General features: G+C 42.9%; 25 protein-coding genes, 1 tRNA gene and 1 riboswitch. Of the genes, 6 read left to right on the top strand and 20 right to left on the bottom strand.

The window, feature by feature from the left end; genetic code table 11:
• Window positions 1-6 precede the first annotated feature (6 nt).
• The gene (locus EV212_RS12055) at window positions 7-1,389 is read right to left on the bottom strand and encodes an NCS2 family permease (protein WP_132093784.1); all 1,383 of its coding nucleotides are present in this window, start codon (window positions 1,387-1,389) and stop codon (window positions 7-9) included.
• A gap of 295 nt (window positions 1,390-1,684) precedes the next feature.
• Here EV212_RS12055 and EV212_RS12050 point away from each other — a divergent pair, with 295 nt between their 5' ends.
• The gene (locus tag EV212_RS12050) at window positions 1,685-2,518 is read left to right on the top strand and encodes a 4Fe-4S binding protein (RefSeq protein ID WP_132093868.1); all 834 of its coding nucleotides are present in this window, start codon (window positions 1,685-1,687) and stop codon (window positions 2,516-2,518) included.
• Window positions 2,519-2,612: 94 nt separating this feature from the next.
• Window positions 2,613-4,253: an ABC-F family ATP-binding cassette domain-containing protein gene (locus tag EV212_RS12045; RefSeq protein ID WP_132093781.1), complete on the top strand. Its 1,641-nt coding sequence runs from the start codon at window positions 2,613-2,615 to the stop codon at window positions 4,251-4,253.
• 75 nt (window positions 4,254-4,328) lie between these two features.
• On the opposite strand, the gene EV212_RS12040 is transcribed toward EV212_RS12045, so the two are convergent.
• The 3 genes from EV212_RS12040 to EV212_RS12030 are packed head-to-tail and all read right to left on the bottom strand — an operon-like array spanning window position 4,329 to window position 6,203.
• Window positions 4,329-4,967 carry an ABC-2 transporter permease gene (locus EV212_RS12040; RefSeq protein WP_132093778.1) on the bottom strand — a complete coding sequence of 213 codons (639 nt, stop codon included), beginning with the start codon at window positions 4,965-4,967 and terminating at the stop codon, window positions 4,329-4,331.
• Window position 4,968: 1 nt separating this feature from the next.
• A complete protein-coding gene (locus EV212_RS12035; protein ID WP_132093775.1) occupies window positions 4,969-5,826 on the bottom strand; it encodes an ABC transporter ATP-binding protein in 858 nt (285 codons plus the stop codon).
• A gap of 2 nt (window positions 5,827-5,828) precedes the next feature.
• The gene (locus EV212_RS12030) at window positions 5,829-6,203 is read right to left on the bottom strand and encodes a GntR family transcriptional regulator (protein ID WP_132093773.1); all 375 of its coding nucleotides are present in this window, start codon (window positions 6,201-6,203) and stop codon (window positions 5,829-5,831) included.
• Window positions 6,204-6,389: 186 nt separating this feature from the next.
• Between EV212_RS12030 and EV212_RS12025 the strand changes: the two genes are divergently transcribed.
• Window positions 6,390-7,214 (top strand): YhfC family intramembrane metalloprotease, encoded by an 825-nt coding sequence (locus EV212_RS12025; RefSeq protein WP_132093771.1) that lies wholly within the window; start codon window positions 6,390-6,392, stop codon window positions 7,212-7,214.
• Window positions 7,215-7,286: 72 nt separating this feature from the next.
• On the opposite strand, the gene EV212_RS12020 is transcribed toward EV212_RS12025, so the two are convergent.
• From EV212_RS12020 to EV212_RS12005, 4 genes are all read right to left on the bottom strand, one after another.
• Complete coding sequence (locus EV212_RS12020) at window positions 7,287-7,976, bottom strand: radical SAM protein (protein ID WP_132093769.1); 690 nt, start codon at window positions 7,974-7,976, stop codon at window positions 7,287-7,289.
• On the bottom strand, window positions 7,963-8,544 hold the full coding sequence (locus EV212_RS12015; protein ID WP_132093767.1) for an ECF transporter S component: 582 nt from the start codon (window positions 8,542-8,544) through the stop codon (window positions 7,963-7,965). Before EV212_RS12015 ends, EV212_RS12020 begins: the two co-directional genes overlap by 14 nt.
• Complete coding sequence (locus EV212_RS12010) at window positions 8,541-9,560, bottom strand: nucleoside hydrolase (RefSeq protein ID WP_330570510.1); 1,020 nt, start codon at window positions 9,558-9,560, stop codon at window positions 8,541-8,543. The genes EV212_RS12015 and EV212_RS12010 overlap by 4 nt, the downstream gene beginning before the upstream one ends.
• Before the next feature lie 20 nt (window positions 9,561-9,580).
• Window positions 9,581-9,625, bottom strand: a riboswitch (PreQ1 riboswitch).
• 82 nt (window positions 9,626-9,707) lie between these two features.
• Window positions 9,708-10,478, bottom strand: coding sequence for an EFR1 family ferrodoxin (locus tag EV212_RS12005; protein WP_132093756.1), 771 nt, complete (start codon window positions 10,476-10,478; stop codon window positions 9,708-9,710).
• A gap of 139 nt (window positions 10,479-10,617) precedes the next feature.
• On the opposite strand from EV212_RS12005, the gene EV212_RS12000 reads away from it, so the two are divergent.
• A complete protein-coding gene (locus tag EV212_RS12000) occupies window positions 10,618-11,268 on the top strand; it encodes a TIGR01906 family membrane protein (protein ID WP_243115555.1) in 651 nt (216 codons plus the stop codon).
• Here EV212_RS12000 and EV212_RS11995 read toward each other — a convergent pair.
• The 9 genes from EV212_RS11995 to EV212_RS11955 form a co-directional block, all read right to left on the bottom strand.
• The gene (locus tag EV212_RS11995; RefSeq protein ID WP_132093753.1) at window positions 11,262-13,154 is read right to left on the bottom strand and encodes a hypothetical protein; all 1,893 of its coding nucleotides are present in this window, start codon (window positions 13,152-13,154) and stop codon (window positions 11,262-11,264) included. The two genes, EV212_RS12000 and EV212_RS11995, sit on opposite strands and share 7 nt — an antisense overlap.
• An 11-nt stretch (window positions 13,155-13,165) precedes the next feature.
• Complete coding sequence (locus EV212_RS11990) at window positions 13,166-14,419, bottom strand: competence/damage-inducible protein A (RefSeq protein ID WP_132093750.1); 1,254 nt, start codon at window positions 14,417-14,419, stop codon at window positions 13,166-13,168.
• The gene (gene pgsA, locus EV212_RS11985) at window positions 14,419-14,961 is read right to left on the bottom strand and encodes a CDP-diacylglycerol--glycerol-3-phosphate 3-phosphatidyltransferase (protein WP_132093747.1); all 543 of its coding nucleotides are present in this window, start codon (window positions 14,959-14,961) and stop codon (window positions 14,419-14,421) included. Before pgsA ends, EV212_RS11990 begins: the two co-directional genes overlap by 1 nt.
• Complete coding sequence (gene rimO, locus EV212_RS11980; RefSeq protein WP_132093744.1) at window positions 14,945-16,282, bottom strand: 30S ribosomal protein S12 methylthiotransferase RimO; 1,338 nt, start codon at window positions 16,280-16,282, stop codon at window positions 14,945-14,947. The genes pgsA and rimO overlap by 17 nt, the downstream gene beginning before the upstream one ends.
• A 2-nt stretch (window positions 16,283-16,284) precedes the next feature.
• Window positions 16,285-17,130: a bifunctional methylenetetrahydrofolate dehydrogenase/methenyltetrahydrofolate cyclohydrolase FolD gene (folD, locus tag EV212_RS11975; protein WP_132093741.1), complete on the bottom strand. Its 846-nt coding sequence runs from the start codon at window positions 17,128-17,130 to the stop codon at window positions 16,285-16,287.
• Window positions 17,131-17,150: 20 nt separating this feature from the next.
• Window positions 17,151-18,821, bottom strand: a complete 1,671-nt coding sequence (locus EV212_RS11970) for a formate--tetrahydrofolate ligase (protein WP_132093738.1) — start codon at window positions 18,819-18,821, stop codon at window positions 17,151-17,153.
• A gap of 16 nt (window positions 18,822-18,837) precedes the next feature.
• On the bottom strand, window positions 18,838-21,573 hold the full coding sequence (locus EV212_RS11965; RefSeq protein WP_207669113.1) for an FtsK/SpoIIIE family DNA translocase: 2,736 nt from the start codon (window positions 21,571-21,573) through the stop codon (window positions 18,838-18,840).
• A 105-nt stretch (window positions 21,574-21,678) separates the two neighbouring features.
• Window positions 21,679-22,560: an undecaprenyl-diphosphate phosphatase gene (locus tag EV212_RS11960; protein WP_132093735.1), complete on the bottom strand. Its 882-nt coding sequence runs from the start codon at window positions 22,558-22,560 to the stop codon at window positions 21,679-21,681.
• Between the two features lie 137 nt (window positions 22,561-22,697).
• The gene (locus tag EV212_RS11955) at window positions 22,698-23,360 is read right to left on the bottom strand and encodes a ClpP family protease (protein WP_132093732.1); all 663 of its coding nucleotides are present in this window, start codon (window positions 23,358-23,360) and stop codon (window positions 22,698-22,700) included.
• A 139-nt stretch (window positions 23,361-23,499) separates the two neighbouring features.
• Between EV212_RS11955 and EV212_RS11950 the strand changes: the two genes are divergently transcribed.
• Window positions 23,500-24,480, top strand: coding sequence for an MBL fold metallo-hydrolase (locus tag EV212_RS11950; RefSeq protein WP_132093729.1), 981 nt, complete (start codon window positions 23,500-23,502; stop codon window positions 24,478-24,480).
• A gap of 202 nt (window positions 24,481-24,682) precedes the next feature.
• On the opposite strand, the gene EV212_RS11945 is transcribed toward EV212_RS11950, so the two are convergent.
• On the bottom strand, window positions 24,683-25,474 hold the full coding sequence (locus EV212_RS11945; RefSeq protein ID WP_132093726.1) for a GNAT family N-acetyltransferase: 792 nt from the start codon (window positions 25,472-25,474) through the stop codon (window positions 24,683-24,685).
• 322 nt (window positions 25,475-25,796) lie between these two features.
• Here EV212_RS11945 and EV212_RS13505 point away from each other — a divergent pair, with 322 nt between their 5' ends.
• Window positions 25,797-25,973 (top strand): hypothetical protein, encoded by a 177-nt coding sequence (locus EV212_RS13505; protein ID WP_165873371.1) that lies wholly within the window; start codon window positions 25,797-25,799, stop codon window positions 25,971-25,973.
• A gap of 81 nt (window positions 25,974-26,054) precedes the next feature.
• Here the strand turns inward: EV212_RS13505 and EV212_RS11940 are convergent, their stop codons facing one another.
• Together EV212_RS11940 and EV212_RS13500 are read right to left on the bottom strand one after the other, a co-directional pair.
• Window positions 26,055-26,348 carry a phage holin family protein gene (locus EV212_RS11940; protein ID WP_132093723.1) on the bottom strand — a complete coding sequence of 98 codons (294 nt, stop codon included), beginning with the start codon at window positions 26,346-26,348 and terminating at the stop codon, window positions 26,055-26,057.
• A 187-nt stretch (window positions 26,349-26,535) separates the two neighbouring features.
• Window positions 26,536-26,606 (bottom strand) — tRNA-Trp (locus EV212_RS13500).
• Window positions 26,607-26,736 lie beyond the last annotated feature (130 nt).

Raw genomic sequence — 26,736 nt, 5'->3', positions numbered from 1 at the left:
CTTTGATCATAGGAAAATATATTTTAAAATAAACAGTATAGCCAGCGCGTACATCAATGCGCCGATTTTTTTCTCTTTATATTTTCCTGTCAATAGATTGATAACCACATAGGAAATCACGCCCATGGCGATGCCTTCAGAAATGCTGTAGAAAAACGGCATAGCCGCAATACAGATATAACATGGAATGGCTTCGCTGTAATCTGTAAAATCAATATTTACAACATTGGTCAGCATATAGAACCCGACAATGATCAGTGCCGGAGCCGTTGCAAAGGACGGAATAGCCAGAAAAATCGGAGACAGAAAGAGAGACAGGCCGAAAAGAATGGCTGTCGTCAGAGCTGTCAGACCAGTACGGCCACCCTCCGAAACACCGGAAGCACTTTCCACAAAGGTTGTTGTTGTCGATGTCCCGAGGACAGCACCAAAGGTTGTGCCAATCGCATCCGCCATCAAAGCTCCTTTGATTCTCGGAAGCTTACCTTCCTCATCCAGCATCCCGGCCTTTGTAGACACGCCGATCAATGTTCCAAGGGTATCAAAAATATCCACAAATAAAAATGCAAAAACGACCACAAAAAAATTCAATGAAAATACATTTGAAAAATCCAGTTTAAAAAATACCGGCGCCAGACTCGGAATGGAAATACCATTGCTGAAATCCGGAAGCAGATGATAGAACCCCAGGTCCGGATTCGGAATATAAAGGCCGGCAAACTGACAGATAATACCGAGAATCCATGTAATCAAAATGCCCCAAAGAATATTTCCTTTGATATCTTTGATGACCAGAATTGCTGTGATGATCACACCAATGATTGCCAGAAGCACAGTAATTCCCGCATCATTAAAGGTTGCTTCCACTCCATTGACCAGATTATAATTTTCAACAGAGAATAACTGTAACAACGTAGAACCACCGATAACAATTTTTGCATTTTGAAGTCCGATAAAGGCGATGAACAATCCAATACCAACACTGACAGCCGATTTAAGATTCATTGGGATCGCATTAAAAATGGCTTCACGGACATTTGTTACCGAAAGGACGATAAAAACAAGTCCTTCCACAAATACGGCGGTCAGCGCTGTCTGCCAGGAATATCCCATGCCAAGGACCACTGTATAAGCAAAATAGGCATTCAGTCCCATTCCCGGTGCCAATGCAAAAGGATAATTTGCAAACAGTGCCATACATACAGTGCCGATCATACCGGCAACGGCTGTTGCTGTAAACACAGCGCCCTGATCCATTCCCGCCGCTGCAAGGATACCGGGATTTACCGCCAGAATATAGGCCATTGTCATAAAAGTCGTAATACCAGCCAGCACTTCTGTCTTTACGGTCGTATGATTTTCTTTGAGTCTAAAAAACTTTTCCAACATTTTTCTTCCCCCACAATTTGATGTTCTCAGTTTCTTTGCATTAGTCTATGATAAAAGATTCATTCATCTGCGTCAACCAAAATTCTGCAAATTCTGCTCCTATAATATCTTTCGCTTTTATGACCTTTATGATAGAAGTCTCCAAAAGCCGCCGTTCTTATGTATATTTTTGCCTTTGAATTTATTTTTACAAAATCTTCCTCCCTTTAAATGGTAGTATATCATGCAAAATTAAGTGACGGTACTTTATTTTAATGATAAAATAGAACTATCAAGAATGAAAGAAGGAAATCCTATGAACACCCTGAAAAAATATGTCCCTGCGCTCATCTTTTTAGCTATTTTCGAAACGATTGCCATCACTTTATGGCAGACTCTGGACAATATCTTTTATTTATTTAATTTTACATATATCGGCGGCTTTCTTTTCATAGGTCTCTGCCTGTATATCAACAAATTTAAACATGCCCGTCTGGTCGTTCAGCTCGGCGTGGGATTGTATATGCTTGTTTATCTCGGTTTTATTTCCAATGAAAATATGCAGATTGAAGGCTTTTGGTATTATCTGTTTCTGGGAGTTTTTGAAGCAGCAACCATCCATTATGCCGTCGCAAAAATCTTTGGTCCTCTGTTTTTTGGCCGGGGCTGGTGCGGCTATGCCTGCTGGACCGCCATGATTCTGGACCTTCTGCCTTTTAAGCATCCGAATACTCCGAGAAAGAACATTGGTTTTATCCGATATATTACCTTTGTTTCAGCCTTCCTTTTCGTTGGCGCCCTCTTCGTTTTCCATGTGCCCAATATCGAACGGGTAATGTTTTACAGCTTTATCATTGGTAATGTGCTCTATTATATAACAGGAATCTGTCTGGCTTTTGCTTTCAGGGATAATCGGGCTTTTTGCAAATATATCTGCCCGATCACCATATTTTTAAAACCGATGAGCTATTTCGCCCGAATCCGCATTACGGTGGATAAAGAAAAATGTATTTCCTGCGGAAAATGCAAACAGCTCTGTCCAATGAACGTGGACATGCTTGACAATGCCAGAAGCCGCGAAAATGGCACCGAATGTATTCTCTGCATGAACTGTGTAGACAATTGTCCGAAAAAAGCACTCCACAGTTGAGAATTCTGTTGGAAAGTTCTTGCAAATTCAGGGATTTCCGATAAAATAGAATACGTGTGATTTAACAGGAACAACAACAGAAAGGTATTGAAACATGATTAGTGCAAACAATGTGACTCTGCGTTTGGGAAAACGTGCGTTATTTGAAGATGTAAATATTAAATTTACCGAAGGTAACTGTTATGGTTTGATCGGTGCCAACGGCGCCGGAAAATCCACTTTCTTAAAAATTCTTTCCGGAAAACTGGAACCAAGTAAAGGCGATATTACCATGAATCAGGGAGAACGCCTCTCCGTACTTGAACAGGACCACTATAAATATGATGATTTTCAGGTCCTGGATACGGTGATCATGGGGAATGCCCGCCTTTATGAAATTATGAAAGAAAAAGACGCTATTTATATGAAGGAAGACTTCACCGAGGAAGACGGTATCCGTGCCAGTGAACTGGAAGGCGAATTTGCCGAATTAAACGGTTGGGAAGCCGAAAGTGATGCGGCCATCCTCTTAAATGGTCTGGGCATCGAACCGGATCTCCACTATTCCATGATGCGTGACCTGGACGGCGGACAAAAAGTCAAAGTTCTCCTCGCCAAAGCCCTCTTCGGTAATCCGGACGTCCTTCTTCTGGACGAGCCGACCAACCACCTGGATCTGGACGCTATTGCCTGGCTGGAAGAATTCCTCATTAACTTTGAGAATACGGTCATCGTCGTATCCCATGACCGATACTTCTTAAATAAAGTCTGTACCCATATTGCAGATATCGACTATGGCAAGATTCAGCTCTATGCCGGAAACTATGATTTCTGGTATGAATCCAGCCAGTTGATGATCAAACAGATGAAGGAAGCCAATAAGAAAAAAGAAGAAAAGATCAAAGAACTTCAGGAATTTATCCAGCGGTTCAGCGCCAACGCTTCCAAATCCAAACAGGCAACCTCCCGTAAACGGGCCCTTGAAAAAATTGAACTGGATGACATCCGTCCTTCCAGCCGTAAATATCCATATATTGATTTCAAACCAAACCGTGACATCGGCAATGAAGTTCTCATGGTGGACGGTATTTCCAAGACCATCGACGGTGTAAAGATGTTGGACAATATCTCCTTTACCCTGGGTCATGATGATAAGGTGGCCTTTGTCGGACCAAATGTCAATGCCACGACCACCCTTTTTAAAATCCTGGCCGGTGAAATGGAACCGGACGAAGGAACCTATAAATGGGGTGTGACCACCTCCCAAGCCTATTTTCCGAAGGACAATACAAAGGAGTTCGCCAGTGACGACACCATCGTTGACTGGATGATGCCATGGTCTCCGGAAAAGGATGTCACCTATGTCCGCGGCTTCTTAGGCCGTATGCTCTTCTCCGGTGACGACGGTCTGAAGCGGGTGAACGTTCTCTCCGGCGGCGAGCGGGTACGCTGTATGCTCTCCCGCATGATGATGTCCGGCGCCAACACGATGATTCTCGATGAGCCGACCAACCATCTGGACATGGAATCCATCACCGCCCTGAATAACGGCCTGATCAAATACCCGGGCGTCCTGCTCTTCACGTCCCAGGACCACCAGTTTGTTCAGACAACGGCCAACCGCATTATGGAGATTACTCCAGGCGGTCTGATTGATAAACAGTGTACTTACGACGAATATCTGGAAAATGACGAACTGGCCAGAAAACGTCAGATCATGAATATGGATGAACAGATTGAAGACGAAGAAGAATAATAATTGACTGTAAACAACTTGACCCTTTACCCGCCGAAATACCGGCGGATAAAGGGTCTGTTTTATCGGTTGAATTCAAAATTCTTTTTTGCTGAAAATACCCACGCTGATAAAATAGGAAATAATATAAATTAAGATGGACATGACAACTCCGACCACTCCGAATATTGTACGATGCTGTTCTATAAAATCCAAAGCTGTTTTAGGAAGATAGTCGGCCACACCCAATATTATAAAGATAGGTATCATAATGATCGCTATCATCAAAATCCGGGTTTTTTCAACTCCCAATTTAAAAATCATAGGAAGCAAAATGGAATAAATAATAAAAATGAGACAACATAACGTCGCCGCCATAGTGAGCATCATCATCAGGCTGCTGTTTCCTATCGGATGAATACTGTTAACGATGACGGAAAATATGATGCTTATGATAAGTGCGCTTGCTGCGTAAATCACACAGCTCACATATTTCGATAAAACAACCTCTTTTCGGCTCACAGGCATGGTCATAACAAATTTATCCCATCCGGCCATCGCATCATAACTCATACCGGTAAAAATCAACATACTCATGCTCATGGTGACCATCGCCTGAAAATAAATCAGAGACTCCATATAAATACTGATCACGCCAAAAAAGATATATAAAAGTATGTATTGTTTGAAATAACGACGCAAAGTGTAATATTCCTTAACCAACAATCCACTCATATTACTTATCTCCTTTCACCTTAAATAAAAGAACATCTTCCAGTTTGATTCGATTGATCATCATGTCCGGATACTGCTGTTTTACTCTTTCTCTCTGATTCACAAGAACATCACAACTGTAAGCCCCTCTGCTGACACCGACAATCATATCCGGTGCAATGGAAGCCAAATCTTCCGGACGGCACCGGACGATACCATACTCTTCCATGATCCGGTCTTTTTCCTCCGATAAGAAAATCTCACCTTTATGAATAAAAGTAATATAATCGGCCACCTTTTCCAAATCACTGGTTATATGGGATGAAATCAAAACACTGTGTGCTTCATCCTGGATAAACTCCTGAAACATATCGAGGATCTCATCTCTGACTACCGGATCCAGACCGCTGGTCGCCTCATCAAGAATCAACAGCTTCGGATGATGGGCCATGGCCGCCACGATCATAAGTTTCATCCGCATACCTGTTGAAAACTCCTTGATCGGTTTATTTCCGGGAACCGTAAAGGTTTTTAAAAGTCTCTGATAATATTTTTCATCCCAGTTCCGATAAATCTTTCCCATAAATTTACCAATTTCCTTTGCTCTCAAAATCTCATGAAAACTGGCACCATCAAGAACAACGCCGATATCCTCCCGAATCTCTTTACCTTTTTTTCGAATATCCTTTCCAAGCACCCGAATGTTGCCACTATCCGTATGGATCAGATCAACAATTGCCTTGATCGTCGTCGATTTTCCGGCGCCGTTCTCGCCTACCAGACCCATAATACATCCACCCGGGACTTTAAAATTAACATTTTTCAAAGAAAATCCAGGATAGGTTTTATTTAAATTTTCCACTTCAATTAAATATTCCATCTTCAATCCTCCTCATAGACCATCTGTATAATCTCCTGTAGTTCTTCACAGCTGATACCGCTGCTTTTGGCCAATCGGACGCCTTCCGTCAGTATTCCCTCAATCTTCCTGTACTGCTCTTCTTTCATCATCTCCATGTTGGCATCGGCTATAAAACTTCCCCGTCCGACCATCGTATGAATAAAACCGTCCCGTTCTAATTCTTCATAAGCCCGCTTTGTGGTGATCACGCTGATATGTAAATCTTTCGCAAGAGCACGCATAGAAGGCAAGGCATCTCCGCCTTTAAGCTCTCCCCGCATGATCATATCTTTAATCTGACTTGTAATCTGTTCATAAATCGGTACATCTCCCGAATTACTAATAAATATATTCACATTGTTACCTCCAATCTGCTGACACGTCTGCCCGCAAAGCTTTTCACAGTGTAATTATTTTTCTTATTGTATATACCTTATATATACAATATAGCACTGTATATATACATTGTCAACAGATAATTTCCATGGTTGTTTTTTCCTTCTAAAAAAGGTATACTATATTTTATTAGGAGGATTTTAATTATGACAACAATCGCACCCCTTATTCCGCAGACATCGCTTCTTGCCATGGGATTCACCGGTGTTTTGTGCATTGCGGTTCCCATTGTTCTGCTGATCGTATTTAAAAATCGCTTTCAGGTGAAAGCGGCGCCATTCTTCTTTGGCGCGATTACTTTTGTTATTTTTGCCCTTGTCCTGGAAAGCTTTGCTCACGAATATTTTCTTTCAGGAACAACGGCTCTTAGCCAGGCTATTTTGAACAACCCGTTTCTTTATGCGATCTATGGCGGTCTGGCTGCTGGTATCTTTGAAGAATTTGGCCGTTTCCTTTGCATGATGACAGTCATGAAACGTTTTATATACCGACGGGAAAATTCTATTATTTATGGCATCGGCCATGGAGGTATTGAAGCCGTCATTCTTGGTTCTTTTTCCATGCTCCAAAACCTTATGATTGCCATTGCTCTGAACGATTACGGCAGTGTCGAAGCCTACGCCGGACAGGCCAGCAGTCCGGAAGCCGCCGCCAGCGTTACATCCCTGCTGAATACATTAATTGACACACCGACTTCATCCTATATCCTGTCCGGTGTTGAGCGGATGGCAGCCCTTGTTTTACAGATTGCTTTATCCGTTCTTGTTTATAAAGCTGTTGTACGCAAAAAATACGCTTATATTCTTGTTCCGATAGCTCTTCATGCACTGATCGATGTCATCGCCGTCTTCTACCAGACCGGCCTTGTCACCAACCTGCTGCTGCTCGAAGCAATTGTCGTCATCTATACCATTGCGGTATCCATATTTGCTTACCGACAATACCAGTCGCTTCGCTATGAAGAATATTAAGACGCTCTGCTATAACAAAAAAGGTGCTTTACCTGAACTTTCTCAGGTAAAACACCTTTTTTATTTTCTTCATCAATCGCCGACTCCAAAATCTGTATTTTCAAAAAGAACTTCAACCGCCGGATCCTCCACAAGCCACCCGTACTCTTTGGCAAACCACTGAATTAGTTCCGGATCTTTTTTCACATCTGTTGTGTTATCTGTATACACATTGATGGTCCCCAATTTAAAATTATTTTTTAAGATTTTAATGTCTCTGGCAATCATTTCCCGCGTCTGACCTTTGATTCCGACCATCAGACATGGGGAATCAAAATAAGCTGCGACCTCTTCCGGTTCTTTAAAATCCGCATGCTTATTCAAATAATTTTCTCTAAAATCATTATCAAAGGTTTCGACACCAATCTTATACACGATAGGGATTCCAAAATACTCCCTCATTTCATCCAACCGACGTCGGTACATCCAGTGACTTTCAAAAAACAGTTTTTTTATCCCGCACTTTTGAATCACTTTTTTTATATCCCAAAGAGTCTCCTCCGGCAATTCAAAACAACTGGCCGAATCAATAACTTCAAGCACACCAAACTCCCCGGTGACATTTGAAAGGACTTCCCGGTTCAATCGGATCATCTCCGGAATATTTTCCGAATTATCATCGATATAATCGCAGAAGCGGCACTTCCCCCAGGCACAGGGTTTTGCCTTCAGCAAAACAATTTCCCTTTGATTTTTATTTGTAATCCGGCTATAACGCTCCATTTCTGCCTCCCCGAATTTTCATCTTCATCTCCGGTGTCAACACCTTTAACACCGCTGCCACCAACAAAACTGCAATCAATTTGTCCGCATAATCCGTCAATACCTGAACAAGAAAACAACTCAGTGTCAGATTCATCCCAAGCTTGCTCATTAAAACAACCAGATACGAAGAGCCAGACGATGTAATGCCTCCAAAAAGAAATGCCGTAATTGCTGCACTGGCAATGGAAGTCGGCAGGGATAGAGCCAAACCTCCGATTGGAAGCCGGTAACCCCGGAGCCACTTTGTCCGAAACATCCATCCGGCCATCAATCCGGTCAAAATTTGTACCGGAGCATAGTATAAGGAGTAAACATCGAAAGTGATGCCACTGATAAAACTTCCGAGCACCCCTGTCGCCACACCGTAAACCGGGCCTAAAAGTGCGCCGGACAGCACGGTTCCGATTGAATCTAAATAAACGGGCAGTCTCAGGTTCAGAGCAATAAAAGCTCCCACAATATTTAAAACGATTCCAAGTGCGACCATACACTGTTTCAATGTTGTAAAATTTCTTCCATCACTCATTGAAGGACTCCCTTCCCTCTGCTGCCAAACAAAGCTGTCATAAAACGGCGCATAAAACGTTGGGAATCCACTCGTGTCAAAACATGACTATTGGGTTCTTTTTTCCAAAACCCTTTTTCATCCACAATGCTCTGGCCCACAGATAAGCCTTCTGTTTCCACCGTCGTATAGGCATCAATGCCAGAACATAATTTTTTATCTAAAAAGTATCCCACGGCCAGCGGATCATTAATGACACAGCCGTCAATACCTTCCTGTTTCTTATGAAAATCCACATAAAATCGGGTGATCTTTACAATAAAATCTGCTTTCGCATCATCCAGACCCTCAAGCCCCCGAATCATCTCCGTCGTCAGCACGATTCGCCGAGTCACATCCAGACCGACCATTTCTACCGGACATTTTAAATGTTCAAAAACATATCTGGCTGCTTCCGGGTCAACCCAGTAATTAAACTCGGCCACCGGAGAACAGTTCCCAAAGCTCTTAAAATTACCGCCCATAGATACAAACCGTTCCATATGCTCAAAGAGCTCCGGCTTATAATCCAGTGCCATAGCGATATTTGTAAGGGGGCCAATAGCAATCACTGAAAGCGGGCCTTCTGACAGAGACTTCAAAATAAAGCCTGCCCCTTCCGGCAGATTGGCCATTTTTTGATGTCCGGCTGCCCCAGGCTGTTCATCTTGTCCGAAATTAATCAAACGGTCATAAGGCCATTCACTTTCCGGGACCTCAGGTATACCCGTCTCACCCAGGCCATCCATACCATGCGTATCCTGGGCTGTCACCAGAGGACGTTTCAAAGGCACCGACGCTCCGGCATACACCGGGATATCTGTCCGTCCCATCAGGCGACATACCTTTCTGGCATTTTCAACGCCTATATCTGTCGGCACATTGCCGCAGACAACAGTGATACCGATCACATCCAACGCCTCCTCAGACAACGCATACATCAGAGCAAGGCTGTCATCAATACCCGGGTCACAATCAATAATCACCCTTTTTTTCATATTCATTCTCCTATCTTTATAGATTCTTGGTTTTTTATCCTGGGAAGTTCACGAACCAGTCCAGAGAAAATTCCCTGATTTTATGAATAGCTGAATCAGTATAACACATTTAAGTAAAATTGTATATCTGATTTTTAAGGGACAAATCTACCCTATATAAAGCTCATTATTTTTTCTTTCTGAACAGGCTTTTTTTATTGCCGTTGCAACCACTGAAACTATGGCACTATTTACTTTCCGGGCTGACTGAGGGCACTGGCCGACACATCGCATACAGGAAATACATTTTGTACCATCTGTATTCCTGATATCTTCCTTACTTATGGCCTGTGCCGGACAGATTTCGGCACACAAACCGCAATTTGTGCATTTATCATTTGCTTTTGGAACCAGACTGACTGCACCGGCTTTCTTATATGGACGGTTTCCGGGTATATGAATCATTTCGAGACAATCTGTATTATTATGAAGTTTTTCTAAGATTTTTTTTGAAATATTATGTAACTCCTCTTTATCTTGTCTGTCCGGTCTTCCTGAAGCATATTGATGCATGATCGAATGTTCCGCAATCGCCGAAACTGCTGCGCTTATCTTAAATCCACTGCGCTCGGCAATATCATTCAACTCAATAAGCGTATCTTCAAAAGCCCGATTACCATAGACGCAAACAAGAACACAGTGTGCCTGGTTACCATGAATTTTTTCAAGTCTCTCTCCTGCGAGAGACGGAACACGACCACCATAAGAAGGTACAGCGATTACCGCTACATCATCTTTTTCTAAAGTAATGGCGTCAAAATCAATCATCGCATCCGTTAAATCAACCTTATCTGCCGGTTCTCCCCATTCTGCTACAAGCTCATCGACAACTCTCTGTGTACCACCAGTCGGACTAAAAACAATTGTTGTAAATTTCATTTATATCTCCCCTGTAATTTTAAAATCACATCGATCATACCAGTCTTTCAGTGTAATGTCAAATTTTACACCATTGCTTTTTTATGATATACTGTATCAAAATCATCAGAGACTATAACCAGATCGGAGGTACCACTCTATGAAAATAAAACAAATCTTTACGGCCATTGCCCTGACACTGTGCATTCTGTCAGCCGCCGTTGTCTTTACACTGAATTTCCGCCCTCTCTACTATATGGATATTCATTATTTTAATCTTCCGGAAAAGACCGGATACCCGGAAGAAGAAATCCGTGAAAATTATGATTCTCTCATCGATTACAATTCCGTTTTCTATCAAGGATCATTGGAATTTCCTACCCTTACCATGTCGGAAGAAGGCCGTATTCATTTTGTGGAAGTGAAACGAATCTTTGTATTTATCCAGGCTGTCCTGCTTCCATTAAGTCTGATCGGAAGTATCCTGGGTATTTTAAACCAGAAAAAACAGAAGCCCGTCTATCTCAGACTGACTTCCGTTTTAACACTGGCTCTCCCAGCTGTTCTCGGCGCGCTCATCGCCATGAACTGGGACCAGTTTTTTATTCTGTTTCACAAATTGTTTTTTAATAACGATTACTGGATTTTTGATGCAGACACAGACCCGATCATCCTGTTGCTGCCCGACGGTTTTTTCATGCATTGTGCACTGATGATACTGGCCCTGACCACCATTGCCAGTATTCTGTGTCTTGTTATTTATCGAAAACTGAGCCGTCGGCCTGAAATCTATTCAGACAGACATCAATAGACCCGAAAAATCAGCCGCAGACTTGTAAATACAAAAACGGTCAGTGACACGACACCTATTGTTAAAACAATTTGATTTTTGCCATGGAAAAGATCTGTCTTTAACAGATACTTTTCCCGGTAACGAATGTATCCTGCTATATGTTTTAAATTCAAGACCAATGTCACGAATGTCAAAATCAGACTGACCCACCATAAAAGCAATTGGGTAACTCCTGCCACATTGGTCGTCTCACCTCTGGACTGAACATTGATAACCGGATCCCGCGTTGTACAGGTCAGACGATTTCCTTCTGTGACCATATCCGCATGGCCACCTTCTTCAAAGGCCGCCACATATCCTTTCGGGTACTCCATACGATATACGATGCCATCGCTCACAACAGCACTTCCGAGAAACTTCTCCAGATTGATATGATCTTCATAGGTATAGGACCTGATTTTCAACTGTTTTTTACTGGATTTTCCCCCGGTAAGAATACTTGTCAGTTCTTCCTCATTAGCTGAACCATCCAGAAATTTCGTTGTTTTTAACGATAAATCCTCAGGACTGTCGGCCTGAATACGGACTGTGTAAACTTTCATACCGTCCGTCTCCCCTGATTCCAGTGTCATTCCTTCGTCCATCCGAGCCCGAAGTTTACTCTCAAAATTTTCTCCTGTCAATGCAGCCTGTTCCACATCAAAGAAGAAGCTCAATGTCCGTTCCAATGCTGTTTCGCTATTGACATTCGTTCCGATTTCTATTTTTTGTATATCAATGGCATATGTCAAACTGATCTGTACTTTATCCGACGGTCCGACATTCATATAAACGCTGGTATACTTATCGTCATTATCAAAGGAATAGTTCTTTAAAAATCCTGTCACAGACTGGCAGTCATTAAATGAATATTCCGAACTGGTTTTCAGCAAATATACCAGTTCCGTTCCTTCCTTGGCAAAATCCAAAAAATAGGAACCATCCAGATAAATCGTAATTTCTTTATGGGCTCGGAACGGGTCGGATTCATCTCCAGTCTCCGCCACCTCAAACTCACAGTTTTTTGTCTGTAGCACTGAATTCAACTGGGAAATCAATGTCTCCGTATTGTAGGCACTGAAACCGATGGTGTACACCCGCTGCTCATTGACATTATTCACATCATAGACACCGCCATCCGGCATCAGCTTCTTGATGGCCATATCCATATCGTCACCCATGTCATAATACGTATCCTGATTCACGATAAAATTCACAGCCACTTTATAGGAGCCATCATCATTCATGGTCATCTCAACAGAGAGACTGTCAAAGGCATGGGATTCCATCTTTTCCACATGAATCATCGCTTCCGTGTCAATGGTCTCCCCATCATAAATAACCTTTGTATCTCCATTCTGGAAAATATCTGATAACTCCATGTCCCCGAACTCGCTGTTTTTGTCCTTGAGTGCGTCCAAAAGCCACCCAAATAAGTCCTGGGAAGTGAAATTTTCCTGAAGCATATATCCGTCCTTAAATATGGAATTGGACGTATCATAATAAATTCCCGGCGTTTTTCCAAGAATTTGACCAATCTTATTCGTATAGTCCGAAAGACTGGCAAATTCCAGCGTCATCGTAATCTCTACGCCATTATTCAACTTTTCGGCGGAACAAAGAAGCGTCGACGGACATCTCTCCGTCACCATTCGCTGAAGTTCTTCTAAATCACTGTTAAATGCCTGGCGAAAAACACTTTCGGAGACCACAGCTGACATTTCCCTCTGTCCTTTAAACTTACGATTGACTTCGAGGGTTGTGTCGATGCTCATTTTATTGTTTCCCATGCAGCCGCAGAGCAGCCACATCATCAAACAAATCATCCCTGCCAGAAACCATTTCTTCTTGTCTTTCGCGCCCATATGATGCCTCCTTAATCTTGTTCCACGTGATTTAAGTGCCGCCGCAGCATATCCAATGCCTTTTTCACTGAAATTTCCCGAATCTTCTGGCGGTCACCGTTCATATGGTAAGATTCTACCCAGACTTTATCGTCAATACAACATCCGATATACACCAGCCCCACCGGCTTTTCTTCTGTACCGCCATCCGGTCCGGCAATCCCTGTCACAGAAATCGCTGCCCGGGCATCCGCCGCTTTCGCAGCTCCCTTTGCCATTTCCTCTGCACATGCCTCACTGACAGCTCCCTCGTTTTTCAATGTCTTTTTCTTCACACCAAGAATTTTCCGCTTGGCTTCATTGGAATAAGTAATATAACCTTCGTTAAACACATCTGAAGCTCCCGGTACATTGATGAGTGTCGATGCCACCATACCTCCCGTACAGGATTCTGCCGTAGCCACCGTCATCTTCTTCCGTTTCAACAGACCGACGACATGCTGCTCCAGCGTTTCACTCTCCCGTGTCGTATATACTTTATCCCCAAAACGACTTTTCAATTCTTTAACGATCGGTTTGATACTCTTACGGGCAGCTTTCGCATCGCTGCCGCTGGCTGTAATTCTCAGATGAACTTCGCCGCCCTTGGCATAGGTTGCAATCGTCGGGTTGGTCTGAGCTGCAATCAAATCGGAAACCACATCTGCCACCCGGCTCTCTCCCATACCACAGATTTTTACAGTCTTTGAACAAATCACCTGATGGTTTAAGCCGGCCAGAAAAGGTGCAATACTCTCCTCAAACATCATTTTTAATTCTTCCGGAGGTCCCGGCATGAGAATAATGTGTTTTGTATCGTCCACCGGAACGATCATCCCCGGTGCCGTCCCATTGTGGTTTTCCACAATCTGAGCCCCATCAATGACCATCGCCTGCCGCCAGTTGTTACTGGAAGGCTGCCTGGAACCCATACGCTCAAAGTAATCCTGAATCTGCTGATGAATTTCCGGCACTTCCTTCATCTCCCGTCCAAGAACTTTTGCTACCGTCTCACGGGTAATATCATCCTCCGTCGGTCCAAGTCCGCCGCTTAAAATGACAATGTCCGAACGGTCAAGTGCCGTACGGATAGCCGCTGAAAGGCGGCTTTCATTATCTCCTACTGTCACCTGATAGTAGTTTGTCAATCCTAATACAGCGCATTCCTCCGCCAGATACCGGGCATTTGTATTTGTAATATTCCCAAGAAGAATTTCCGTTCCTACAGATATAAATTCTATAACCATTACATTTCGCCTCCAAGTACCTCTTTGTTCTTCACAAGATAATCAATCAGAGAAACAATCGTCAGTATAAGTGATGCATAAATCAAAACCTGCTCCAATGGATATACCCAGGATGCGCCAAAGAAAATCCCTCCAAAATTCGGAATCATGAAAACAATCGTCACCATTGTCACTGCTGTTTTAATCTTTCCCCAGTAACCGGCTGCAATGACTTTACCGCTCTCGGCAGCTACCAATCTAAAACCGCTGATAATAAATTCCCGACTGATGATGATCAAAACAATCCATGCCGGAATTCGATCCACTTCTACAAAACAGATGAGGGCCGCCGCCACAAGTAGCTTATCAGCCAACGGGTCCATAAATTTACCAAAATTGGTCACAAGATTATATTTTCTTGCAATTTTTCCGTCCGCCATATCCGTCAGGCTGGCAAGAATGAAAATAATATCGGCAATATAGACCTTTCCTGTCAGGTAAAAAAATACAAAGAAAGGAATCATAATAACTCTGAGTACGGTCAATTTATTTGGTAAATTCATAAATTACATCTCCTGTCAAATCATATTCATCGGCGCCGGTCACTTCTGCAGTAACAAAATCTCCGGAAATCATTTCTTCCTGTGCATTTAGAAAGATATAGCCGTCCACTTCCGGAGCATCCCGATAAGTCCGTCCCACATAAACGCCTTCTTCCGGTATACGTCCTTCAACGAGAACTTCTACTGTCTTGCCGATCATAGCTGCCGTTTTTTTTGCCGACACCTGCTGCTGTAAAAGCATAAGTTCATCTCTCCGGCTCTCCTTCAGCTCTTCAGGCACCTGGCCTGCCATCTTTTCCGCCGTAGTTCCCTCCTCCGGTGAATACGTAAAGACACCCAGACGATCAAATTCCATCTTCCGAACAAAGGATTTTAAATCTTCGTGATCCTCCTCCGTCTCCCCTGGGAAACCTGTAATCAGGGTCGTTCTCAAGGTAATATCCGGAATGGCTTTACGAAGCTTTCCAATGACAGTTTCCAGTTCAATTCGGGATGTCCTCCGTCCCATACGTCTTAAAATAGCATCACTGCTGTGCTGGATTGGCATGTCCAGATAATGACATATTTTCGGCTCTGTACGGATAACATCAATCAGTTCGTCCGTAATCTCTTCCGGATAACAGTACAGCAAACGAATCCAATGAATCCCCTCCACTTTACACAGTTCCCTCAGCAGTTGATGCAGACGCTTTTCGCCGTAAATATCCTTTCCCCAGGTCGTTGTTTCCTGGGCAACAATATTTAATTCTTTCACACCGGCTGCCGCCAGTTTCCGGGCATCTTCCAGTACATAATCCATCGGAACACTTCGATAGTTTCCCCGCAGCATAGGAATAATGCAATAAGTACAATGTTTATCGCACCCTTCACCAATTTTGAGATAACTACTGTAACCGCCAGTCGTCAACACTCGTCGTGTCTCCACAAGCGGCAGTCTGTCCGTAGATTCAAAGGACCGAACCCGCTCACCCGCAAGGCTCTTGTCAATCACCTCACATATAGTGTCATACGCTGTCGTTCCCACTACCGCATCTACTTCCGGCAATTCCACAAGAACCTCATCCCGGTATTTTTCTGCCAGACAACCGGATACGATCAAAAGACGACAGGTACCATTTTTTTTCAATTCGGCCATCTCTAAAATCGTCTGGATGCTTTCTTCCCTGGCATCATGAATAAAGCTGCATGTATTGACCACAACGACTTCAGCCTGAGCTTCGTCATTTGTAATTTCATGCCCTTTATCCCGCAGCAGACCAAGCATGACTTCCGAATCCACCAGATTCTTATCACAGCCCAGTGAAACAAACAAAATTTTCATTTCTAAATCTCCATTTCAGCCGCCTGTACACAATTATACATGAGCATCGCTATCGTCATCGGTCCAACGCCGCCTGGAACAGGTGTGATCGCAGAAACATGAGGGAAAACATCATCATAGTCCACATCGCCGCACAGTTTATTATTTTCATTGCGGTGAATACCCACATCGATGACAACCGCACCTTCCTTAATATACTCATGGTTGAAAAACTTTGGTTTACCAATGGCCGCCACTAAAATGTCAGCCCGTTTACAAACTTCCTTTAAATTTTTTGTATGAGAATGACATACAGTTACCGTACCATTTTCTCTAAGAAGAAGCAGAGCCATCGGTTTCCCGACAATATTACTCCGTCCGACAATGACACATTCTTTGCCGTCAATGGTAATACCGCTGCGCTTTAAAAGCTGGATAATTCCTGCCGGTGTACATGAAACAAATCCCGGCTGACCGATACTTAAAGCACCGACACTCTGCGGATGGAAGCCATCCACATCCTTTGCCGGAGCAATGGCTTTGATGATTTTATCTTCATTGATCTGTTTCGGCAAAGGAAGCTGAACTAAAATTCCATGAACATCTCGGCTCTCATTGAGCTGATTCACCAATGAAAGCAACTCTTCCTCCGTCGTATCCTCCGGCAGTTCATAAGCCAGTGACCGAATACCGATATAAGCACAGGATTTCTTTTTATTGCCCACATAGACGGTTGATGCCGGGTCGTTACCCACCTGAATCACCGCCAATGTGATTTCTTTTCCCTCAGCCTTTAATGCCGATACCTTTTCCTTTAATTCATCTTTAATTTCAGCAGAAATCTTTTTTCCGTCAATTATCTGTGTCATTGTTTGCCTTTCCTCCTATATTAGAATAATCCAACAATATTTCCGTCGTCGTCCACATCAATGGCTTCAGCTGCAGGAACCTTCGGAAGTCCCGGCATCGTCATGATAGTGCCTGTAATAGCTACAACAAAACCGGCTCCGGCGCTGACATAAACCTCACGAATATTTACTGTAAATCCGGTCGGGCGTCCCAGTTTCTTTGGATCATCGGAGAGAGAATACTGATTCTTTGCCATACAGACAGGAAGATTGCCCATGCCCATGGCCTCAATACGTGCCAGTGCTTTCTCTGCTGCCGCCGAATAGGTAACACCGTCTGCGCCATAAATTTCTTTAGATATAGTTTCAATTTTCTGTTTCAATGTATATTCATCCGGATAAAGAACTTTGAAATTGCTCTCTTTATTTTCCAGAATATTCAACACTTTATTGGCCAGTTCAACACCGCCCTGACCACCGTGTTCCCATACTTCGGCCAAGGCAAATTCACAGCCTCTGGATTCGCAGAAGTCTTTGATGTATGTCAGTTCCTCTTCCGAATCGGTCACATATTTATTCAACGTAACGACAATCGGCACTCCATATTTCTGAAGATTTTCGATATGTTTTTCCAAATTGACGATACCTTTTTTAAGAGCTTCCATATTTTTCTCAGGAAGGTCTTTCTTTGCTACACCGCCATTGTATTTCATTGCCTTAACTGTGGATACAAGAACAACCGCCGACGGTGTGAGACCCGCTTTACGACATTTGATATCAAAGAACTTTTCAGCCCCCAGGTCAGCGCCGAAACCAGCTTCTGTAATAACGATATCCGCCATCTTCAGTGCCATCTTTGTGGCACGCACGCTGTTACATCCATGGGCAATGTTTGCAAACGGTCCGCCATGAACGATGGCAGGTGTGTGCTCCAGTGTCTGAATCATATTTGGTTTGATAGCATCCTTCAGAAGTGCAGCCATGGAACCTACCGCTTTTAAATCTTTTGCTGTGACCGGTTCACCATCATAGTTATAAGCAACGATAATCCGGCCGAGCATCTCTTTCAAATCATTCAAATCATTGGCAAGACAGAGAATTGCCATAATCTCAGAAGCCACAGAAATAACAAAGTGATCTTCACGAACCACACCATCCGCTTTTGCACCGAGGCCGACAACAATATTCCGAAGCGCACGGTCGTTCATATCCAAACAACGTTTCCACACAATTTGATTTGTATCGATTCTCAATGCATTTCCCTGATGGATATGATTATCCAGCATGGCTGCTAAAAGGTTATTTGCCGATGTAATGGCATGAAAGTCGCCTGTAAAATGAAGGTTCAGTTCTTCCATCGGAATCAACTGAGCATATCCGCCGCCGGCAGCGCCGCCTTTGATACCAAAACATGGTCCGAGGGATGGCTCACGCAGAGCCAAAACAGCTTTTTTATTCAAAACACCCATGGCTTCGCCAAGACCGACACTGATGGTTGTCTTACCTTCGCCGGCCGGTGTCGGATTGACCGCAGTGACAAGCACCAGCTTTCCATCTGGACGATCCTTAATCTTTTCCCAAAGTTCATCGGAAAATTTTGCTTTGTATTTGCCATAAAACTCCAGATCATCCTCCTGAATGTCCAGTCTGGCAGCTACATTTTTAATCAGTTCCATTTTTGTTTCCTGTGCAATCTGAATATCCGTTTTCATTCTCTCTTCCTCCCGCCTATAAAGACTCTTCAACATAGTTTTCAAATTCTTCCGGAGACATCAAGACCTTTCTCGGTTTTGTGCCTTCTTCAGGTCCGACCACACCGGCCTCATAAAGCTGATCCATGATTCTGGCCGCCCGGTTAAACCCAATTTTAAATACGCGCTGGAGCATCCCTATAGATGCTTTATCCTTTTCAATGATGAATTTACCTGCTTCAACAAAATAGACATCCCTCTCACTGGTTCCCGGTGTATCCGCAAGGCCTGCACTGGTAATCTTTGAGGTAATCTCATCGTTATAATTCACCTGGTCATTCTGACTTTCCCGAAGAAAAGCCACTACATCATTGACTTCTTTATCTGAAACAAAGGCTCCCTGCACGCGCAGTGGTTTCTGATATCCCGAAGGATAAAAGAGCATATCCCCTTTTCCAAGAAGCTTTTCTGCACCGCCCATATCAATAATGGTTCTGGAATCGACACTGGAAGATACAGAAAAAGCAATTCTCGAAGGAATATTCGCCTTAATCAGACCAGTAATAACATTTACTGAAGGCCGCTGTGTCGCAATCACAAGATGGATACCACAGGCCCTCGCAAGCTGTGCCAAACGACAGATGGCATCCTCCACTTCTCCCGGAGCCACCATCATCAAATCTGCAAGCTCATCAACAATAATGACAATCTGAGGCAATTTTGGATAATCCTGACTGGCAAACTCGGTCTGGGATACCTTTTCATTATATCCTTTCAAATCCCGGACATTCAGCTCTGCAAACTTCTTATAACGATCCGTCATCTCCATCACAGCCCAGTTCAGGGCGCCGGCTGCCTTTTTCGGATCGGTAACTACCGGAATCAGCAGATGAGGGATACCATTATAAACACTCAGCTCTACCACTTTTGGATCCACCATGATCATGCGGACATCCTCCGGTTTTGCTTTATAGATAATACTCATGATCAAAGTATTGATACATACGGATTTACCCGAACCGGTAGCTCCGGCAATCAATAAATGGGGCATCTTGGCAATATCGGCAAGAATAACCTTTCCCCCGATATCCCGCCCGGCGGCAAAAGCGATCCCCGATTTGCTGTTCTGGAACTCTCTGCTTTCCAGAAGGTCTCTGAGCATAACCGTGGTATTTTCTTTATTTGGAACTTCGATGCCAATGGCTGCCTTGCCAGGAATCGGTGCTTCGATTCGTATATCCGCTACCGCCAGATTCAACTTAATATCATCCGACAGGCTGACGATCTTGCTGACCTTCACGCCCTGCTCCGGTTGAAGTTCATAACGGGTAACGCTCGGACCACAGCTCACATTCGTGATCTGCACCTTCACACCAAAGCTTTCCAGAGTGGATTTCAATTTTGCCGCAGTCTGACGCAATTGTTCATCGGTATTACCGCCATTATTTTGTTTGCCTCTCACCAAAAGTGATAACGGCGGAAATACATATTCCGGCTTCTGCTCCAGAGCTGTTTCTATATCCTCGGCTGTTGCCTGCTTTTCCGCCGCACTCGGTGCGGAAGATTTTATTGTTTCTGCCTTTGCCGCCGCTTTAGCAACTGCCGACGCGGACGGTACATGCTTCGCCGCCGGTGAAGCATACCCTCTGGCTGAGGTGGATACGCCCTCATGAATATTCCTCGATGTCTCTCCGGATTTCTCGTCACTTTCCGGTTTCTTCATAACACCAAAATCATCTTCAATGTCTATGTCAATTGGATGCAAATCTCCTTCTGGCACGATAAAAGAATTTCTTTTTTCCGTATTCACTGACTCGATCGGCTCCATATGATTTACCGGAATACTGTTTTCATCCTGCCATGGCAGAATGATTTCCTCAGTAATATCCTCAACTGGCGGTTTATCCGCCTTGCTTTTTTTATTCGTCTTCGACTTTTTGACCGTCTCCTTCTCAGGGACTTCCTTCGCCGCACTCAAATCAAAATTAAAATCTTTATTTTCAAATTTCTCTTTAACATCCTCAAAGGTGACATTGCGGTTTCCGCCCGTTCCCCGTACCTCTTCAGCAGCCTCGGCCTCTTTCTGAGCTTCTTTTTCCTTTCTCCTAAGCTCTCTCTGCTCTTTATGACGTTCCGATGCCTTTGAGTAAGCTCTGCGGCCTTTTTTGCCCAATGGAATAAAAATAGACTTCTGCGTGATCAAAACAACAGAGATCAAAATCAACACAATAATCACCACATAACATCCTACTGTTCCAAGCAGAGGATGAAGGACTTTAACGACCGCCCCTCCTATAAGACCGCCGCCATTCTTCCCGGCTGAGCTGTTTCTGTAAGCATCTATTAATTTTGCCCCTGCATCGTAGGGTTCCGTTACCATATGTACCAGAATCGTCAGAAAAATATAGCAAAAAATCGAGGAGATCAATTTAATCCTTGCAATCCGGTTCGAACGGTTCGCCACAAAAAATGAAATTCCAAAAAAGACCACAAGCGGAAATACATAGGCCATAATGCCAAATAACCCAAATGTGACGCCGGATATGGCCTGTCCCATCTTTCCACATAGATTAAAATTACTCAATACCAGTAAAATACTCACCGCAAGAATAACAAGGACTACGACCTCATCCCGAATACCTGCCTGCTGCTGCGCCTCTTCTTGGCTCACTCCTGCCTTTTTTTCAGATACTTTCTTCCCTTTTGCTGTCGTTTTGCGTCCCGAGGACGCTTTTGTGGTTTTTCCGGTCGTCTTCTGCTGTCTTCCAGCCATCCAAAATTCCTCCTAATTCAAAATCCTAAAATACCTGAATAGAGTACGAAAGCGAAACGTCCAAAATGACATTTCGCAATAGCACTCTACATCTTTGAATACATATTATTTAATAATAAAGAAATGGAAAACTAAAGAAATCAGGCCAACGGCTGCACAATAATAGGCAAAATAGCTGAATTTCTTATGACTCACCACATACATCATTACCCGGATACAAATATATCCGACAACACCAGCCACAATCATACCGATGACATAATACAGAATATGATCTCCGCCGTTCATCGCATCCCCCAGATGACGTAATTCCAGCAGATTTGCTCCCAAAATTGCAGGCAATGACGCAATAAAAGAGTATTTCACTGCGAAACTACGATCAAATCCAAGAGCCAGACAGGCAGAAATCGTGGAACCGGAACGGGAAATTCCCGGAAACACCGCAATTCCCTGAGCCACACCAATAACCGCGGCATCTTTATAAGAAGATTTCTTCACTTTTTTCTTGCCGCCCTCCATAGAACCTACCACCAGTAATACAATGGCATTAATCACCAGACAGATGCCTGGAATCAGCAGGGAACTTGAAGCAGAAGCCACCACATTGTTTAAAACAACTCCTATGATTCCCGTTGGAATTGTTGTTACAAGGATCAACAGGACAAATTTACGATAGGCATTTGTCACGATTCGGCGATATACGCCATTGCCATGCTGAAATCGATTGACCACCCATGTCTTTAAATTCACACAGACATCCACCAGTAAACGAATTCCTTCAATAAATAACTTGCTGACATCTTTCCAGAAAACAATGCATACAGCTACCAGAGTTCCCAAATGAAGCATGACTTCAAAAAGCATCCCTGTATCTGTGTTCACTTTAAATATGTACTGGAATATGGCTAAATGCCCCGAACTGCTCACTGGTAAAAATTCGGTAATTCCCTGAAGCAGCCCCATTAAAATGGCTTGTAAAAGGCTCATATACTTTCCCTCCGTCAATTTCACTCAATTATTTTAATCATACTACATATTATGTCCTTTGTCAAAACGATAGTTTTTTTTCTGGTAAAGCCTGGGGGAACTCAGAAAAATATTTCTGAATCTCCCCTTTTTTTCTGCTATTTCCCGGATTTTATCATGGATTTGAGCTTTGTAAGCGCCTGTGAAATACCTCCGACTTCATTAATGAGACCAGCCGTCACTGCCTCTTTACCTACAAGGATCGTTCCCAAATCCTTGGTAAGCTCCGTATTATCCATCATCATATCTTCCAGAATCTCCTGAGTTGTGTCACTGTGCTCTGCGATAAATCCGGTAATCCGGTCCTGTACTCTCTTAAAATAGGCATAACTCTGAGGCGCTCCGATCACCGTACCGCCCATGCGTACCGGATGAATCAACAATGTCCCTGTTTCCACAATAAAAGAATAATCCGTTGCTACTGCCAGGGGCACACCAATGGAATGGGAACCGCCAAGCACCAGAGAAACCGTGGGCTTACTTAAGCTTGCAATCATTTCTGCGATGGCAAGGCCTGCATCCACGTCGCCACCCTGAGTATTTAAAAGTACCAGAAGCCCTTCCAATGTATCATCATCTTCAAAAGCAGCCAGTCTCGGCAATACATGATCATATTTGGTCGCCTTATTTTGATTTGGAGCCGCCTCATGCCCCTCAATTTCCCCAATAACAGACAAAAGCAAAATATGTCTCTCTTCTTTATTTTTCTCCAATACAATCTGCCCATTTTCCCGAAGCTTTTGATCCATTTCCTGATTCATTATTTCTCCGCCTTCCTATTTATGCTTTTGTGACATAGTATTTAGCTAAAACGGAGAAAAAATACATCCATCTATACGCTTCCTTCTATTTAAAAACCATGATATGATACATATATATATTATTATAGGAGGTCACACGATGTTTCGACAAATTCATAAAAATCCAGACATATATACCATACCGGTTGTTCTTCCCAATAATCCGCTGAAAAATCTAAACTGTTATATTATCAAAACACCTGAAGAAAATCTTGTCATTGACACCGGATTCAACCAACCGGAATGCCTGGAAGCCTTGAGCGAAGGTTTAAAAGAACTGAAAATTGATATGGATCGGACAACACTTTTCCTGACGCATTTACATTCAGATCATATCGGTCTGACCAATCATATCGCCACAAAAAAAACTCGGATTCTTATCAGCAGTGTGGATTATGACTATTTAAAAAACCAACATGGCGCAGATTTTTGGACATGGATGGAAGAAAAATTTTATAGAGAGGGGCTCTCCAGAGAACTGATCGAGCTGGCACGGTACGTTAATCCGGCCCGTGCTTATGCTCCGGAATATCTCTTTGATGCGGAAACTGTGTCAGATAATGATACTTTCCATATTGGTGATTACGCTTTCCGTTGCCTCTGGACACCAGGGCATACACCGGGACACACCTGTCTCTATATGGAAAAAGAAAAGATTTTATTCTGCGGCGATCACATTTTATTTGATATTACACCAAATATAACCATGTGGCGCGGCATCGAAGATTCTCTTGGAAATTATCTTGAAAGTCTAAAAAAAGTCAAGGAGCTGGATATCGGACTTGCACTTCCAGCTCACAGAAAAAATGATATGGACGTTTATGAACGAATTCGCCAGATTGAAGAACATCACGACCGACGCATCAATCAAACCCTTTCCATCATCCGGAAAGAACCGGGACTCAACGCCTGCCAGATCGGCGCCCGGATGACCTGGTCCATGCGCGGTAAAAACTGGGAGGAATTTCCAATTCAGCAAAAATGGTTTGCCATCGGCGAAACCATTTCCCATCTGGACTACTTGCTAAAACGCGGGCTGATCACACGACATGAAGAAAAAGAAATTATCTATTATTCCTGATTTTTATTAATGTCTGGTGAAGTAAGTAATATCGTATTTTTCTTTCACAATGGTGTACCCTCTTTTCTGAACTTACCCATGAAAAATTCGATAACGCATTCATCGACGATGTACTAAAATGCCTGACGCCATTTATTTTGGTTTTGTTTGGAAAAAGCAGCGAAGGAGACGATGCCTGACGGGCCGTCTCCTTTGTTTTGCTTTAATCAAATATTTTCTTTGATTCCGGCCAGGATTTCATCCGAAACCACTGGGTATATATTTTTCTTAATCCAAGCCTTTCATACATTAAAAAAGCTCCGGTGTTTCCCTGTCGCACCTGTAAATGGGCGTGTACCGCACCCATCTTCTTGCCTTTGGAAATAATCTGGCTGCATATCTTCAGTGCTAATCCGCGCCGCCGATAATCCGGATGCACATGAATAGCATATAATCCTATGTAATGCCGTTCCAGAACGCCAAGACCCGTACCAATTACTTTTCCATGATGACATACTTTCACGCACACCATCGGAAGGCAAATACGCCGAAAAATCTTCTTTTGAATCTTTTCCATCGATGGATAAGGAATACCGATCAGATGATTTACTCCTTCCAGCCATTCATCATCCATCTGACTCATCGTGATCATCTCATACTCGCTGTCCGGCCATTCTGCCTTTAACGGCTTCCAATCTTCCAAAGAGCGATAAAGTACATCCACATATTTAACTATTTCATAGCCCTTTGCTTCCAAAAGCTCGTCTAATACCTTTGGAACAGCCGACGTCATCTTATAAATTGCCGGTAAAAGCAATTCCCGATATTGATTTTCACAGTAAATAATCTTTTCCTTTAAATCATAACCGGAATAATAAAATGGATTAATACAATTGGCCCGGTAGGTATAACCACCAGAAAAATTCAATATCCATCCATCATAGATTTCCCTTTCTAACGCCGGAAAAGCATTTATTAAAATCTCTTCAATCTCTCCGATCCGACTCTGTTCCACAAAAGCTGCCTCCCTGATCAAGCAATTTTCATCGGACTAAAATATGCAATATAAAGCCAAATGGCCCAATGGATCAATGTCAGCACGACTGTAATTATGCGCCACTTTGGTGTTGCCGGATTCTTAAAAAATACTGTCAGAAAAATTCCAAAAGGGGGCATTAATACGCACATACATAAAATAAACCAAAGTCTGGTATAAAACTTACCTTCCAAAGAACTCGCCCCTTTCATATCAATTTAGTAAAATCTTGAATATTTATTATATCATCTTAATGAATATATGTAAAGCAATTCCACATACTATATTCGAGGTGATTAAAATGATAGAAAATAGTGAACTCCCGATCGGTTTTACAATGGAATTGGCCAGACACTCCGATATATTAAATCAATTTGCTCAATTATCAAAGACTGAACAAAATTCCGTGATTGAAGGAGCCAGGCAGGTAAAATCTCACGATGAAATGAGAAATTATGTTGAAACACTTTTTAAATAATGTTATAACGCTATACTTTTTAAATATACCGCCCCCAAAAAGTTAGACCAAAAAATCTAACGATTGGAGGCCGGTATTCTCCTATTCTTCCTTCGTCGTCTGTTTAATGACCTGATTCACATATGTACTCAAGCCAGCCACAAGAATGCCCTGAGTAATGGCTGTAAATGCCGCCATCGCAATGTCCCGCAGTGTACCACATGAACATGTCGCAAATACCCAAATAATACATAATACAATGCCAATAGCTCCGTTGATCAGCGGGATATACTTATCCTTCACCGCCCCGGCGTTTTTCAGTCCAAAACCTACAAAATACAATACCACCGTTAACATCAATAATTCCGGTTTCACATAATTCATAATCTGTTCCATAAAAAACATTTCTCCTTTTTTATATTAATATATTAAAAGAGCAAGAGAACTCATCTCCTGCTCTTATGTTATGCATCCTCATTTTCAATGTTATCCTGATTATTGCTCATTTGTAATATAAGTTTAAACATCAAAAAAAGCCCTTGAACACTGAATTTATCAGTATTCTAAGGACTATTGTAAAAAACAGGGGAAGAGGGATTCGAACCCCCATGAACGGTTTTGGAGACCGCAATACTGCCATTGTATGATTCCCCTAAAAGATAAAAAAGCGAGTACATATGTATTCGCTCCATATGCCTTCAAAACTACATACTGAAAATGTCTTCCATCGTCTCTTTCTCTCTCCTGACCCGCCTTCTGGTCATGCCCTCGACCGATTAGTGAC

This window comes from Frisingicoccus caecimuris, from assembly GCF_004340975.1.
Taxonomy (GTDB): Bacteria; Bacillota; Clostridia; order Lachnospirales; family Lachnospiraceae; genus Frisingicoccus; species Frisingicoccus caecimuris.
The sequence above is the reverse complement of the archived record's forward strand: the minus strand, read 5'-3'. Positions and strand labels throughout refer to the sequence as shown.